Origin of the sequence: Stenotrophomonas africana, from assembly GCF_013004645.1 — a bacterium.
Taxonomy (GTDB): domain Bacteria; phylum Pseudomonadota; class Gammaproteobacteria; order Xanthomonadales; family Xanthomonadaceae; genus Stenotrophomonas; species Stenotrophomonas africana.
In genome coordinates, this window is record NZ_JABEME010000005.1 from 223,779 (window position 1) to 238,602 (window position 14,824).

The window sequence follows — 14,824 nt, forward strand, 5'->3', positions numbered from 1 at the left end:
CTCTGGTTCTGTCACCCCGGAGGCATCATGGACCCCAGTCAGAACCCCAACGTTTTCCACGCCACCACCATCGTCTGCGTCCGTCGCGGCGAGCACGTGGCCATTGCCGGCGACGGCCAGGTCACGCTGGGCCACACCGTGATGAAGGGCAATGCGCGCAAGGTGCGCCGCCTTGGCCGTGATGGCCAGGTGCTGGCCGGCTTCGCCGGTGCCGCCGCCGATGCGTTCACCCTGTTCGAGCTGTTCGAGGCCAAGCTGGAAAAGCACGGCCAGCTGCAACGTGCGGCGGTCGAGCTGGCCAAGGACTGGCGCACCGAGCGTCGCCTCGGCAAGCTTGAGGCCCTGTTGGCGGTGGCCGACAAGGAAACCTCGCTGATCATCAGTGGCACCGGTGATGTGATCGAACCGGAGGACGGCATCATCGCCATCGGCTCCGGTGGTTCCTATGCACTGTCGGCCGCACGCGCGCTGATGGCGCACACCGAACTGGATGCGCGCACCATTGCCAGCGAAGCGATCGGCATCGCCGGCGACATCTGCATCTACACCAACCGCAACGTGGTGGTCGAGGAGCTGTGATCGCTCTTCTGTAGTGCCGAGCCATGCTCGGCAGGGCTGCCCGTCAGCCGAGCATGGCTCGGCTCTACATGCATCTGAATTCGTGAGCACATCCATGTCGAAGATCGAAGTTTCCTCCGCCACCATGACCCCGCGCGAGATCGTGCAGGAACTGGACCGGCATATCGTGGGCCAGCACGACGCCAAGCGCGCCGTGGCCATCGCCCTGCGCAACCGCTGGCGCCGCATGCAGCTGGTGCCTGAGCTGCGCAATGAAGTGATGCCGAAGAACATCCTGATGATCGGCCCGACCGGCGTCGGCAAGACCGAGATCGCGCGCCGCCTGGCCACGTTGGCCAACGCACCGTTCGTGAAGGTTGAAGCCACCCGCTTCACCGAAGTCGGCTACGTCGGCAAGGACGTCGAGCAGATCATCCGCGATCTGGCAGATACCGCCGTCAAGCTCTATCGCGAACAGGCCAAGGTGCGCGTGCGTACCCAGGCCGAAGAGCGCGCCGAAGACCGCATCCTCGATGCACTGCTGCCGCGCCGTAGTGGCGGCATCGGTTTCGATCCGGAAGTCGCGCGCAACGAGCCGTCGGCGCAGGACAACGAGACCCGCATCAAGTTCCGCAAGATGCTGCGCAACGGGGAGCTGGACGAGCGCGAGATCGAGCTCGACCTGGCCGCCAACGTCAGCATGGACATCATGACCCCGCCGGGCATGGAGGAAATGGGCCAGCAGCTGAAGTCGATGTTCGCCAACCTCGGCGGTGGGGCCAAGGCGCACAAGCGCACGCTGACCATCAAGGCTGCGCGTCCGCTGCTGATCGAGGAAGAAGCCGGCAAGCTGGTCAACGAGGACGACATCCGCACCGCGGCGATCGAGGCCTGCGAGCAGCACGGCATCGTCTTCATCGACGAGATCGACAAGGTCGCCAAGCGTGGCGATAACGTCGGTGGTGGCGATGTCTCCCGCGAAGGCGTGCAGCGCGACCTGCTGCCGCTGGTGGAAGGCTCCAACGTGTCGACCAAGTACGGCACGATCAAGACCGACCACATCCTGTTCATCGCTTCGGGCGCGTTCCATTTGGCCAAGCCCAGCGATCTGATTCCGGAACTGCAGGGCCGCTTCCCGATCCGGGTGGAACTGGGCGCGCTGAGCAAGGGTGATTTCGTACGGATCCTGACCGAGCCGAAGGCCGCGCTGACCAAGCAGTACGAAGCGTTGCTGGCCACCGAGGGCGTCAAGGTCAGCTTTACCGCCGACGCCATTGATCGTCTGGCCGAGATCGCCTTCCAGGTGAACGAGCGCCAGGAGAACATCGGTGCCCGCCGCCTGCACACCGTGCTGGAACGCCTGCTGGATTCGCTCAGCTACGAGGCGCCGGACCGCGATGGTGAAAGCCTGGCCATCGACAGCGCCTACGTTGACAAGCACCTGGGCGAGCTGGTGCAGGACCCGGACCTGAGCCGCTACATCCTGTAATGCCCGTTGGGGTCGGATCCCTCGCCCTGGCGATGACGCTGCCCCCGCCCACTGCAACAGAAGAGGCCGCCGAAAGGCGGCCTTTTTTGTTGGCGGTCAGTGCGGGTGCCGGGTGCGATAGTCATCCAGTACCTGGTCGATCACTGCACTGGTGCGGGCGGCACTGAGGCCGGTCGAAGGTGAACGGCCGTTGCCACGCAGTTCTTCGACGAGGGAGGCGATCAACGGCTGCTGCACCGATGGCGGGTTCGGGATATCGAACACCTGCACGCCCGCTTCGGTCTCCAGAACGACTGGAACATCCTCGAAGATGGCAAAGCGCAGCTGCCCGCGGTCGCCGGTGATCTCGATCTCATCCTGGCGGCGGAACGCGCAGAAACTCCAGTGCGCGATACCGTGCGCGCCCATTCCAGTGCGGAAGCACATCGAAACGCTGTCCTCGGCGGCGTAGGCGCCGGTCAACGAGCTGGCCAGGCCACGCACATCGCTCAGCGGGCCCATTAGATGGTCGAGCAGGTCCAGGGTATGCGAGCCCAGATCGACGAACAGCCCGCCGCCGGCGATCGCCGGGTTGGTCCGCCAGAAGTCCGGCGATGCGGCATTCGCCGAATGCGGCCGATGCAGGGACGCGCGCACGCTGCGCGGCGTGCCGATCGCACCGCTGTCCAGCAGCTGCTTCACCTGTGCGAAGCGAGGCAGGGCGCGGCGGTAATAGGCCACGAACACGGGCACGCCACGGCGTGCGCTGGCCTCCAGCACGCGTTCGCATTCCGCGTGATCCATGGCCATGGGCTTTTCGATGTAGACCGGCTTGCCCGCGGCGATCGCCTGCAGCGCGTACTGCATGTGCGTCGAGGGTGGCGTTGCGACGTACACCGCGTTCACTTCCGGATCGGCGATGAGCGCATCGGCGTCCGCGTACCACCGAGGAATGGCATGGCGCCTTGCGTAATCTTCGGCCAACGCCGCATTGCGGCGCATGATCGCTGCCACCCGTGAGCCGGGTGTACTGGCCAGGGCGGGTCCGCTCTTCTTCTCGGTGACACTGCCGCAACCGATGAAGCCCCACACCACGTTGTCCAGGATCATGGGGCTGTCCTCACATGGGTGCCAGGGTGGCGGCAGCAGCGCCACTCACGCTTCGGGCAGCGGCTCGGGCACGGTGCCGGGCACGAACACGCCGTCCTTCACGTAGGCGGCCAGGGTCATGTCCAGTGCGAGCATGCCGTCGCGCTTGAGGTCCATCAGTTCCGGTTCGACCATCGCCCCGTGCAGCACGCCCAGCACGGTGGCGTGCAGCATGCGCGCGGCGATCTTGGGGTCGGCGCCTTCGCGCAGCTGGCCCAGATCGCGGGCACGGCGCAGGGCGCGCTCCATCCGGTCCAGCGCATCGCGGAAACCGGCCTGCTGCATCTCGGTCAGCACCTTGGTGTCAGCCGACGCATCGCTGCGCAGCATGATCTCCATGGTCTTGCGCAGGCGCTCGTCCTCGGACAGCTCGATGAACGAGTGGATCATCACCGCGCGCAGGTCGTGCACCGGGGTGTCGCGCTGGTCGGTGGAGGTGCGCTCCAGTTCCTGCATGAAGGGCAGGTGCACGCGCTCGACGATCGCGGCCAGCACCTCGCTCTTGTTCTTGAAGTGCCAGTACACCGCGCCACGGGTATAGCCGGCGCGGGCGCCGATCATCTCCAGCGTGGTACGGGCCACGCCGTGTTCATGGAAACAGGCTTCGGCGGCGTCAAGGATGCCTTCCCGGGTTGCCTGGGTGTCCTCTTTGGTCTTGCGGGCCATGGATGGGTACGAGTGCGGGTGAAACGTGGCTGAATTGTACCGGTTTACAAACAAACACGCATGTATGTATATTTCCGTCCCATTATTCCCGCCGCGTGCGTGGCAGGCCGTCGCCGGCTGCTGCTCCCCGCCGGTGAGCGTTGCCTGCTGGCGCTTTCAGCCTGTATCAGAGCGTTTTGAGATTCCTTCCCCTAAGAGCCTTTCCGTCATGTTGCTGAGCCGAATCCGACCCATCGCGCTGTCGCTGGCCATCGCCGCGACCGTGGCTGCCTGTGGCGGCCAACCCCAGGCCCCCGAACAGGGCCCGGGTGACGTCACTGTGGTCACGCTGAAGTCCGAGACCGTGGGCCTGACCCGCGAACTGCCGGGCCGCACCAATGCCTTCCTGGTTGCCGAAGTGCGCCCGCAGGTCAATGGCATCGTCGCCAAGCGCCTGTTCACCGAAGGCGGCATGGTCAAGGCCGGCGAGCCGCTGTACCAGATCGAGGACGCCAGCTACCGTGCCCAGGCCAACAGCGCTCGCGCGCAGTTGGCCCGCGCCGAAGCCACGGCCAACGCCGCCCGCCTGAGTGCAAAGCGCATCACCGAACTGGCCAAGGTCGACGCGGTCAGCCAGCAGGATCTGGAAAACGCCGTGGCCGCGCAGAAGCAGGCCGAGGCTGACGTCGGTGCCGCCAAGGCCTCGCTGGATGCGGCCAACGTGACCCTGGGCTACGCCCGCATCACCGCGCCGATCAGTGGCCGCATCGGCAAGTCCAGCGTTACCCAGGGTGCGCTGGTCAGCGCCGGCCAGGCCAATGCACTGGCCACCGTGCAGCAGCTGGACCCGATCTACGTCGACCTGACCCAGTCCTCGGCCGAGCTGCTGCAGCTGCGCCGTGAACTGGCCGCTGGCCGCCTGCAGGATAACCAGACGCTGCCGGTCAGCATCCTGATGGAAGACGGCAGCACCTTCGAGCACAAGGGCACGCTGGAGTTCTCCGAAGTCAGCGTCGATCCGGCCACCGGCAGCTTCGGCCTGCGCGTGAAGGTGGACAACCCGGATGGCCTGCTGATGCCGGGCACCTACGTGCGCGCGGTGATCGGCGGCGGCGTGCGCAGCGATGCAGTGCTGGTGCCGATGCAGGGCATCGCCCGCGATCCGAAGGGCGACACCACCGCGATGGTGGTCGGCAAGGACAGCAAGGTTGAAGTGCGCCCGGTCAAGGTCAGCCGCACGGTTGGCGACAAGTGGCTGGTCGAGGACGGTCTGAAGGCCGGCGACAAGGTCATCGTCGAAGGCCTGCAGAAGATCGGCCCCGGCATGCCGGTCAAGGCCACCGAGAAGGGCGCTGCTCCGGTCAAGCCGGACGCCGCCGCCCAGCCTGCCGCCCCGGCCGGCGACGCGAAGTAAGCGGAGAACCCCATGGCACGCTTTTTCATCGATCGACCCATCTTTGCATGGGTGATCGCCATCATCATCATGCTCGCCGGCGGCCTGGCCCTGTTCAAGCTGCCGGTCTCGATGTACCCCAACGTCGCACCGCCGGCGGTGGAAATCAGCGCCACCTACCCGGGTGCATCGGCCAAGGTGGTCGAGGACTCGGTGACGCAGATCATCGAGCAGAACATGAAGGGCCTTGATGGCCTGATCTACTTCTCCTCCAACAGCTCGTCCAACGGTCAGGCCACCATCACCCTGACCTTCGAGAGCGGCACCAACCCGGACATCGCCCAGGTGCAGGTGCAGAACAAGCTGCAGCTGGCCATGCCGCTGCTGCCGCAGGAAGTGCAGCGGCAGGGCATCAACGTGGCCAAGTCCAGCTCGGGCTTCCTGAACGTCATCGCGTTCGTGTCCGAGAACGGCAGCATGGACGCCAACGACATCGCCGACTACGTCGGTTCCAATGTCGTCGACCGTCTGAGCCGCGTGCCGGGCGTGGGCAACATCCAGGTGTTCGGTGGCAAGTACGCCATGCGTATCTGGCTGGACCCGAACAAGCTGCATACCTTTGGCCTGTCGGTTGCGGAAGTGACCGCAGCGGTCAAGGCACAGAACGCCCAGGTCGCCATCGGCCAGCTCGGCGGTGCGCCGTCGATCAAGGGCCAGCAGCTCAACGCCACCATCAACGCGCAGTCGCGCCTGCAGACCCCGGAACAGTTCCGCAACATCATCGTGCGCGGTGCGCAGGACGGTGCCGAGCTGCGCCTGGGTGATGTCGCCCGCGTCGAACTGGGTGCGGAATCGTACGACTTCGTCACCCGCTACAACGGCCAGCCGGCCAGCGGCCTGGCGGTCACCCTGGCCACCGGCGCCAACGCGCTGGATACCGCCGCTGGCGTGAATGCCGCGCTGGAGGACATGAAGAGCTTCTTCCCGGCCGGGCTGAAGGCCGAGGTCCCGTACGACACCACCCCGTTCGTGCGCGTGTCGATCAAGGGTGTGGTGCAGACCCTGATCGAAGCGATCGTGCTGGTGTTCGTGGTGATGTACCTGTTCCTGCAGAACTTCCGCGCCACTCTGATCCCGACCATCGCCGTGCCGGTGGTGCTGCTGGGTACCTTCGGCGTGCTGTCGATGCTGGGCTTCTCGGTGAACATGCTGACCATGTTCGCGATGGTGCTGGCGATCGGCCTGCTGGTGGACGATGCCATCGTGGTGGTGGAAAACGTCGAGCGCATCATGTCCGAGGAGGGGCTGTCGCCGCTCGAGGCCACCCGCAAGTCGATGGGCCAGATCACCGGCGCGCTGGTGGGTATCGGCCTGGTGCTGTCGGCCGTGTTCGTGCCGATGGCCTTCATGAGCGGTTCCACCGGCGTGATCTATCGCCAGTTCTCGGCCACGATCGTTTCGGCGATGGCACTGTCGGTGCTGGTCGCGATCGTGCTGACCCCGGCGCTGTGCGCGACCATGCTCAAGCCGCTGAAGAAGGGCGAGCACCACGTCGCCCATCGCGGCCTGGCCGGTCGCTTCTTCAATGGCTTCAACCGCGGTTTCGACCGCACCAGCGAAAGCTACCAGCGCGGCGTGCGCGGCATCATCCACCGTCCGTGGCGCTTCATGGGCATCGTGGCGGCACTGTTCGTGCTGATGGGCGTGCTGTTCGTGCGCCTGCCCAGCTCGTTCCTGCCCAACGAAGACCAAGGCGTGCTGATGGCGCTGGTGCAGGCCCCGGTCGGTGCCACCCAGGAACGTACGCTGGAATCGATCGCAGCACTGGAAAACCACTTCCTGCAGAACGAAAAGGATGCGGTGGACTCGGTATTCTCGGTGCAGGGCTTCAGCTTCGCCGGCATGGGCCAGAACGCCGGCATGGCGTTCGTCAAGCTGAAGGACTGGAGCGAGCGTGACGCCGACAATGGCGTGATGCCGATCACTGGCCGCGCCATGGCAGCGCTGGGCCAGATCAAGGATGCCTTCATCTTCGCCTTCCCGCCGCCAGCCATTCCGGAGCTGGGTACCGCGTCGGGCTACACCTTCTTCCTGAAGGACAACAGCGGCCAGGGCCACGAGGCACTGGTGGCTGCACGCAACCAGCTGCTTGGCCTCGCTGCCGGCAGCAAGAAGCTGGCCAACGTGCGCCCGAACGGCCAGGAGGACACGCCGCAGTTCCGCATCGACATCGACGCGGCCAAGGCGACCTCGCTGGGGCTGTCGATCGACCAGATCAACGGCACGCTGGCTGCCGCATGGGGCAGCTCGTACATCGACGACTTCGTCGATCGTGGCCGCGTCAAGCGCGTGTTCGTGCAGGCCGACCAGCCGTTCCGCATGGTGCCGGAGGACTTCGACCTCTGGTCCGTGAAGAACGACAAGGGTGAAATGGTGCCGTTCAGTGCCTTCGCTACCAAGCATTGGGATTACGGTTCGCCGCGCCTGGAGCGCTACAACGGTGTGTCGGCCATGGAAATCCAGGGCGAACCGGCCCCGGGTGTCGCCTCCGGTGACGCCATGGCCGAGATCGAGCAGCTGGCCAAGCAGCTGCCGGCGGGCTTCGGCATCGAGTGGACGGCGATGTCGTACCAGGAGCGCCAGGCTGGCTCGCAGACGCCACTGCTGTATACGCTGTCGCTGATGATCGTGTTCCTGTGCCTGGCCGCGATGTACGAAAGCTGGAGCGTGCCGACCGCAGTGCTGCTGGCGGCCCCGCTGGGCATCCTCGGCGCGGTGCTGGCCAACACCTTCAAGGGCCTGGAGCGCGACATCTACTTCCAGGTGGCGATGCTGACCACGGTGGGCCTGACCAGCAAGAACGCGATCCTGATCGTCGAGTTCGCCAAGGAAAACCTGGAGAAGGGCGCCAGCCTGATCGAATCGATCATGCACGCCGTGCGCGACCGCCTGCGCCCGATCGTGATGACCTCGCTGGCCTTCGGCATGGGTGTGGTACCGCTGGCGATCTCCACCGGTGCGGGCTCCGGCGCCAAGCAGGCGATCGGCACCGGCGTGCTCGGCGGCATGATCGTCGGCACCGTGCTCGGCGTGTTCTTCGTGCCGCTGTTCTTCGTGGTGGTGCAGCGCGTGTTCAAGCGCAAATCCGCGACGTGACCTGAAACGGTAGTGCCGGCCGCTGGCCGGCACCTACTGCTCGCTTGATGTGAGTCTAACGAGGTTGCCGGCCAGCGGCCGGCACTACCTCCTGCCATCCGGCAGTACCGATGGAAGTCATCCCCATGAAAAGTACATCCCTGTTCCTTTCCATTACCGCAGCGCTCGTGCTCGCCGGCTGCTCCACCCTGGTGCCGAAGAACACCGCTGTCGCTCCGGCGATTCCGGCGCAGTGGCCGGCCGAGGCCGCGCAGGGCGAGGTGGCCGATGTCGCCGCCGTCGGCTGGCGCGATTTCTTCACCGATGCGCGCCTGCAGCAGGTGATCGACCAGTCGCTGCAGAACAACCGCGACCTGCGTGTGGCCGTGCTCAATGTTGAACGCGCGCGCGGCCAGTACCGCGTGCAGCGCGCCGACCGCGTACCCGGCGTGGCCGTCACCGGCCAGATGGACCGCCGTGGTACCGACGCCGGTGTCACCGAGCAGTTCGCCGCCGGTGTCGGCGTGGCCGAGTTCGAGCTGGATCTGTTCGGCCGCGTGCGCAATCTCAGTGAAGCGGCGCTGCAGCAGTACTTCGCCGTGGCCGCCAACCGCCGCAACGCGCAGTTGAGCCTGGTGGCCGAGACCGCGACGGCGTGGCTGACCTACGGTGCCGACGCGCAGCGGCTGAAGATCGCCGATGCAACGCTGAAGACCTACGAGGATTCGTTGCGCCTGGCCGAGGCCCGCCACGAGCGTGGTGGCAGTTCGGCGTTGGAACTCACCCAGACCCGTACCCTGGTCGAGACCGCACGGACGGATGCGGCACGCCTGCGGGGCCAGTTGGCTCAGGACCGCAACGCGCTGGCGCTGCTGGCGGGTGGTCAGCTGGATCCGGCACTGCTGCCGGACAGCATCGAACCGCAGCTGCTGGCGCTGGCACCGCCGCCGGCTGGCCTGCCCAGCGACGTGCTGCTGCAGCGCCCGGACATCATGGCCGCCGAACACCAGCTGCTGGCCGCCAACGCCAACATCGGTGCGGCACGCGCAGCGTTCTTCCCGAGCATCTCGCTGACCGGCAACATCGGCAGTGGCTCGAGTGAACTGTCCAACCTGTTCGACAGTGGAACGCGGGTGTGGAGTTTCCTGCCGAAGATCACCCTTCCGATCTTCCAGGGCGGCAAGCTGCGCGCCAACCTGGCCATCGCCAACGCCGATCGTGATATCGCACTGGCGCAGTACGAGAAGTCGATCCAGGTGGGCTTCCGCGAAACCGCCGATGCGTTGGCATTGAACGTCAGCCTGGACGAGCAGGTGAGTTCGCAGCAGCGCCTGGTGGAAGCGGCCGAACAGGCCAACCGCCTGTCACAGGCCCGCTACGACGCGGGGCTGGACAGCTTCGTCACCCTGCTCGATGCGCGGCGTACCGCCTACAACGCGCAGCAGACCCAGCTGCAGGCGCAGCTGGCGCAGCAGGCCAACCGCATCACCCTGTACAAGGTGCTGGGTGGCGGCTGGCACGAGCGCGGCTAGTCCGCGCTTCTTCTGGTAGGTGCCAATCTTGGTTGGCACAGGGCCAGGCGCCTGCGCTGACGTATCCGTGCCAACCAGGGTTGGCACCTGCCTGAAGATCGATGGTAGTGCCGGCCGCTGGCCGGCATTGTCATTCCGGGGCCCGCTACACCGCTTCATCGTCGCGCCGCGCCGCATGGCAGGCGCGAACGCGCGCCAGCGCATCGCCGGCTTCGCGCGCCATCTGCTCGTACTCTGCGCGGATCTCTTCCAGGCGCGCTTCGTCCAGTTCTTCCAGATCCAACAGTTCGTTGTTGGCTTCGGCGGTCGCCCGGATCAGCTCGTCCAGCTTGATCTGCATCGCGGCGGTGTCCGCGTTCTGCGTATGCTGGATCAGGAACACCATCAGGAAGGTGATGATGGTGGTGCCGGTGTTGATCACCAGCTGCCAGGTGTCGTTGAAGCCGAACACCGGGCCGCTGATGCCCCAGATCACCACGATCGCTACTGCAGCCAGGAAGGTCCACGGCGAGCCGGTGGCGGCCGCGGCCTTCTTGGCGATCGTATTGAACAGGTTTCGTACTTTCATCGTCGTCGTCCCACTCAGGTGACGAGGATGATCGGCAGTGGCCCGTGCAGGCGCCGTGCAGCGGCGGTCAGGCCCGCATGCGCTGCAGCCGCGGTGCCTGCAGGCTGCGCACCGGACTGCTCTGGTAGACGTGCTGCCAGCAACGGTCGACGAACTCGCGGGCCTGCGCTTCGCTCAGCCGCGGCATGATCTGCAGGGCGTACTGGGTCTGGAACATCTCGTCACGTTCGGCCTCGCTGGCGCGCGGCTGGGTGATCAGCGAATCGCAGGCGAACTTGATCCACGGCACGTACGAGCCGAACGAGTTGTGCGGCAGTGCGCCTTCGGCATGTTGGCGGCGCCAGTGATCCAGCTCGGCGTCAACGTTGATGACCGGAGGAATGGTGGGGACTTCAGCGTGCATGACAATCCAGTTCGGTTGAGTGGAAAGGGAGTGGGGGTTCATCGGAGTGTGGCGTATGTGGCGGTGCATGCCGCGTCAGCGGGATGTGGAGCTGGCGTTGGCATGGCCGATCAACTGCGCATGCTCGACGGCACCGAGATCTTCGGCCAGGTTGGCCATCGCGTTGCACAGACGCTCGTGGTCGAGCGGATGGTGATGGACCAGCTCCAGCTGCATGCGCTGGTAGGCGGTCCAGAACAAGGCGCCGCGCCGGTGCAGTGCATATTGCCGCTGCAGGCGTTCGCGGATCGGATCGAGGATCGAGTCTGGCGTGGGTCGTACGGCGTGCGCGCACATGGCTGGCTCCGCCGGGGAAAGAAGTCCCGGTAACCCCACCCTAGGCGCGGCAGCCGGGCGGGGTGTTACCGCAGCGTGTGCACGCTGCGCAGCTGACTGTGCACGGGTTCACGGCAATGGCCGCAGACGCTGCCGGCACTAGGGCGTGCCGGCACTGAAGCGTTCATTAAACGGGTTCAACAGGACACTGCGTGGTGATCATTCACCGATGTCTTCATTCCAGATCTCCGGGTGCTGCGCAATGAAGCCGCCCAGCAGGTCCACGCATTCCTGGCTGTCCAGGTCGATCACGTTGACGCCGTTTTCCCGCAACCAGTCGATGCCGCCCTGGAAGGTGCGCGATTCGCCCACCACCACGGTGCCGATGTTGAACTGGCGCACCAGGCCCGAGCAGTACCAGCACGGTGCCAGGGTGGTGACCATGATCGTGTCCTGGTAACGGCGCTGGCGGCCGGCCTTGCGGAACGCATCGGTTTCGCCGTGCACCGACGGGTCGCCTTCCTGCACGCGGCGGTTGTGGCCGCAGCCAAGCAGGCGGCCGTCGTTGTGGTACAGGGCCGCGCCGATTGGCACGCCGCCCTCGGCCAGTCCCTGGCGGGCTTCGGCGATGGCGGTCTGCAGCAGGGCCTGGTAGTCGGGCGTGGTGATCATGCGGGGCTCCGGTAAGTCGTGGCCCGCCATGATACGGGCAGGGGGTGCCGCTGGCCCCCGGCGGTGCGATAATCGGGGTCATGAGCGAATCCCCCTACAAAGCCGGTACCACCCATTTCGGGTTCCGCGACGTCGCCGCCAAGGACAAGCAGAAGCTGGTCGGCCAGGTGTTCACCTCGGTCGCGCGCAACTACGACCTGATGAACGACCTGATGAGCCTGGGCGTGCACCGGGCGTGGAAGCGCTACTACGTGGCCACCGCGCAGGTGAAGCCGGGCGACCGCGTGCTCGATCTGGCGGGCGGCACCGGCGACATCGCCGCCCTGCTGAAGGAGCGCGTTGGCGCCGAGGGCTCGGTGGTGCTGGGCGACATCAACGCCGGCATGCTGTCGGTCGGCCGTGATCGCCTGACCAACCGCGGCCTGGTGCTCGGCCTGGACTACGTGCAGTGCAATGCCGAGGCCCTGCCGTTCCCGGACAACAGCTTCGACCTGGTCACCATCGCCTTCGGCCTGCGCAACGTGACCGACAAGGATGCCGGCCTGCGCGAGATGTACCGCGTGCTGAAGGTCGGCGGCCAGGCCCGCGTGCTGGAGTTCTCCGAAGTCACCGCGGACTGGTTCAAGCCGATCTACGACTTCCACTCGTTCAAGATCCTGCCGAAGCTGGGCAAGCTGTTCGCCAATGACTCGGACAGCTACCAGTACCTGGCCGAGAGCATCCGCAAGCACCCGCCGCAGGATGAACTGAAGGCGATGATGGGGCAGGCCGGGTTCGAGCGCTGCCACTACAAGAACCTGACCGGCGGCATCGTTTCGATCCATTCCGGCTACAAGCTGTAAGCCCGTTGTTCCGGTAGTGCCGGCTGCTGGCCGGCATCTGCGCGGCCAATCACCGGGCGACGGGGTTGCCGGCCAGCGGCCGGCACTACCGGCCCTGTGTCCGCCATTACCCCGCACCGCGCAACGCCTGCGGGGCCGGAGGGAGGTACCATTGGGGTTTGATCCCCGTAACGGTCCCGATTCATGCGTAATCCGCTGATGCTCCTTCCGCTGGCCGTGGCCCTGGCCGCCGGCTGCTCCCAGGAGGCGGCCGCGCCCGCCGCCGCCCCGACTGCCGCAAAGGCCCCCGCCGCCCCCGTGAACGCCGAGAACCGCAGCCACGACGAAAGCTCGTACGCCGAGCCGGACAAGGTCGTCATCAAGGACATCGCGCTGGACCTGAAGCTGGATTTCGACCAGAAGCAGATCGGCGGCACCGCCACCTACACCCTGGAATGGAAGCAGAAGGACGCCAAGCAGCTGGTGCTCGACACCCGCGAGCTGACCGTGTCCAAGGTCGAGGCCGTCGGTGCCGATGGCGCGCGCAGCCCGCTGCAGTTCGCGCTGGCCCCGGTCGACAAGGTGTTCGGCAGCAAGCTGACCATCGAGACCCCGGAACAGCCGGCCAAGGTGGAAGTGACCTACCACACCGCACCGACCGCCTCGGGCCTGCAGTGGCTGGCGCCGTCGATGACCGAAGGCAAGAAGCTGCCCTTCATGTTCAGCCAGTCGCAGGCCATCCATGCCCGTTCCTGGGTGCCGCTGCAGGACACCCCGAGCGTGCGCTTCACCTACAGCGCGCACGTGGTCTCGCGCCCGGACGTAATGGTCCTGATGAGCGCCGACAACGATCCGAAGGCCGCGCGTGATGGTGACTACACCTTCAAGATGCCGCAGCCGATTCCGTCCTACCTGCTGGCCATCGCCGCCGGCGACCTGGTGTTCGAGCCGATCTCCGGCCGCTCCGGCGTCTGGGCCGAGCCGACCATGGTCAACAAGGCCGCCAAGGAATTCGAAGACACCGAGAAGATGATCGGTGCCGCCGAGAAGCTGTACGGCGAATACCGCTGGGGCCGCTACGACATGCTGGTGCTGCCGCCGTCGTTCCCGTTCGGCGGCATGGAAAACCCGCGCCTGACCTTCGCCACTCCGACCGTGATTGTCGGCGACAAGTCGCTGGTCTCGCTGGTCGCCCACGAACTGGCGCACAGCTGGTCGGGCAACCTGGTGACCAACGCCAGCTGGAAGGACATCTGGCTCAATGAAGGCTTCACGACCTACGTCCAGGGCCGCATCACCGAAGCGCTGTATGGCAAGGAGATGGCCGAGATGGAGAAGCAGATCGACCAGACCGACCTGCTGGCCGAAGTGAAGGACATGAGCCCGGCCGACCAGGCGCTGGCGCTGCCGCCGCTGAACGAGCGCGACCCCGACGAAGCCCTCAGCCAGGTGGCCTACGTCAAGGGTGCATGGTTCCTGGAATTCCTGGAACAGCGCTTCGGCCGCGAGACCTTCGATCCGTTCCTGCGTGGCTGGTTCGATGACCACGCCTTCCAGAGCGCGAACACCGACCAGTTCGTCGCGTACATGAAGAAGAACCTGCTGCCGAAGAAGCCGTCGGCAGTGACCGAGGCCGAGCTGAAGGCATGGCTGGACGAGCCGGGCATTCCGGCGTTCGCGGCCAAGGCGCAGTCGCGCAACTTCAGCAGCGTCGATACCGCGCGCATCGCCTTCGCCAGCGCCGGCACCGTGCCGAGCAGCCAGGTCATCGCCGACTGGAGCACGCAGGAATGGGTGCGCTTCATCGACGGCCTGGGTGCGACCCAGCCGCTGGACAAGCTGGCCACGCTGGACAAGGCCTTCCACTTCACCGGCACCCCGAATGGCGAGATCGCCATGCGCTGGTACCCGCTGGCGATCCGCAGCGGCTACGAGCAGGCCAATGAAGGCGCGGCTGCGTTCATCGAGCGCGTCGGCCGTCGCAAGCTGATCCTGCCGATCTACGCCGAACTGGTGAAGACTCCGAAGGGGCTGGAACTGGCCAAGCAGGCCTTCGAAAAGGCCAAGCCGGGCTATCACCCGATCACCACCGCCTCGGTCCAGGACATGCTGGCCAAGGCTGAAGCCAAGTAAGAAAACGCGCCGGGCATCCCCCGGCGCTTTTT

13 protein-coding genes are annotated in these 14,824 nt (G+C 66.0%); 7 read left to right on the forward strand and 6 right to left on the reverse strand.

Annotation, left to right across the window (positions count from 1 at the left end; genetic code table 11):
* The first annotated feature begins 27 nt into the window (after positions 1-27).
* Both hslV and hslU read left to right on the forward strand, forming a co-directional pair.
* A complete protein-coding gene (hslV, locus tag HLA98_RS11430) occupies positions 28-579 on the forward strand; it encodes an ATP-dependent protease subunit HslV (RefSeq protein WP_005411093.1) in 552 nt (183 codons plus the stop codon).
* 94 nt (positions 580-673) lie between these two features.
* Positions 674-2,047 (forward strand): ATP-dependent protease ATPase subunit HslU, encoded by a 1,374-nt coding sequence (gene hslU / locus HLA98_RS11435; RefSeq protein ID WP_049443969.1) that lies wholly within the window; start codon positions 674-676, stop codon positions 2,045-2,047.
* A 96-nt stretch (positions 2,048-2,143) separates the two neighbouring features.
* Here hslU and HLA98_RS11440 read toward each other — a convergent pair whose 3' ends face one another.
* Together HLA98_RS11440 and smeT are read right to left on the reverse strand one after the other, a co-directional pair.
* Entirely contained in the window at positions 2,144-3,136 is a 993-nt protein-coding gene (locus HLA98_RS11440) for a Gfo/Idh/MocA family protein (protein WP_057501272.1), read from the reverse strand.
* A gap of 45 nt (positions 3,137-3,181) precedes the next feature.
* Positions 3,182-3,841 carry an efflux transporter SmeDEF transcriptional repressor SmeT gene (smeT, locus tag HLA98_RS11445; protein ID WP_005419430.1) on the reverse strand — a complete coding sequence of 220 codons (660 nt, stop codon included), beginning with the start codon at positions 3,839-3,841 and terminating at the stop codon, positions 3,182-3,184.
* Between the two features lie 208 nt (positions 3,842-4,049).
* Here smeT and smeD point away from each other — a divergent pair, with 208 nt between their 5' ends.
* The 3 genes from smeD (at position 4,050) to smeF (ending at position 9,880) form a co-directional block, all read left to right on the forward strand.
* On the forward strand, positions 4,050-5,234 hold the full coding sequence (gene smeD, locus HLA98_RS11450; protein WP_057501273.1) for a multidrug efflux RND transporter periplasmic adaptor subunit SmeD: 1,185 nt from the start codon (positions 4,050-4,052) through the stop codon (positions 5,232-5,234).
* Between the two features lie 12 nt (positions 5,235-5,246).
* Positions 5,247-8,369 carry a multidrug efflux RND transporter permease subunit SmeE gene (gene smeE / locus HLA98_RS11455; RefSeq protein WP_057501274.1) on the forward strand — a complete coding sequence of 1,041 codons (3,123 nt, stop codon included), beginning with the start codon at positions 5,247-5,249 and terminating at the stop codon, positions 8,367-8,369.
* A gap of 110 nt (positions 8,370-8,479) precedes the next feature.
* Positions 8,480-9,880, forward strand: a complete 1,401-nt coding sequence (smeF, locus tag HLA98_RS11460) for a multidrug efflux RND transporter outer membrane subunit SmeF (protein WP_129550634.1) — start codon at positions 8,480-8,482, stop codon at positions 9,878-9,880.
* Positions 9,881-10,025: 145 nt separating this feature from the next.
* Here the strand turns inward: smeF and HLA98_RS11465 are convergent, their stop codons facing one another.
* The 4 genes from HLA98_RS11465 to HLA98_RS11480 form a co-directional block, all read right to left on the reverse strand.
* Positions 10,026-10,448 carry a low affinity iron permease family protein gene (locus HLA98_RS11465; protein WP_005411086.1) on the reverse strand — a complete coding sequence of 141 codons (423 nt, stop codon included), beginning with the start codon at positions 10,446-10,448 and terminating at the stop codon, positions 10,026-10,028.
* A 67-nt stretch (positions 10,449-10,515) separates the two neighbouring features.
* Positions 10,516-10,851 (reverse strand): hypothetical protein, encoded by a 336-nt coding sequence (locus HLA98_RS11470; protein WP_005411085.1) that lies wholly within the window; start codon positions 10,849-10,851, stop codon positions 10,516-10,518.
* A 75-nt stretch (positions 10,852-10,926) separates the two neighbouring features.
* Positions 10,927-11,187 (reverse strand): hypothetical protein, encoded by a 261-nt coding sequence (locus tag HLA98_RS11475; RefSeq protein ID WP_049443978.1) that lies wholly within the window; start codon positions 11,185-11,187, stop codon positions 10,927-10,929.
* Between the two features lie 198 nt (positions 11,188-11,385).
* The gene (locus HLA98_RS11480) at positions 11,386-11,838 is read right to left on the reverse strand and encodes a nucleoside deaminase (RefSeq protein ID WP_005411083.1); all 453 of its coding nucleotides are present in this window, start codon (positions 11,836-11,838) and stop codon (positions 11,386-11,388) included.
* A gap of 80 nt (positions 11,839-11,918) precedes the next feature.
* On the opposite strand from HLA98_RS11480, the gene ubiE reads away from it, so the two are divergent.
* On the forward strand, positions 11,919-12,680 hold the full coding sequence (ubiE, locus tag HLA98_RS11485; RefSeq protein WP_005411082.1) for a bifunctional demethylmenaquinone methyltransferase/2-methoxy-6-polyprenyl-1,4-benzoquinol methylase UbiE: 762 nt from the start codon (positions 11,919-11,921) through the stop codon (positions 12,678-12,680).
* Positions 12,681-12,863: 183 nt separating this feature from the next.
* Positions 12,864-14,792, forward strand: coding sequence for a M1 family metallopeptidase (locus HLA98_RS11490; protein WP_107380442.1), 1,929 nt, complete (start codon positions 12,864-12,866; stop codon positions 14,790-14,792).
* Positions 14,793-14,824: the final 32 nt, after the last annotated feature.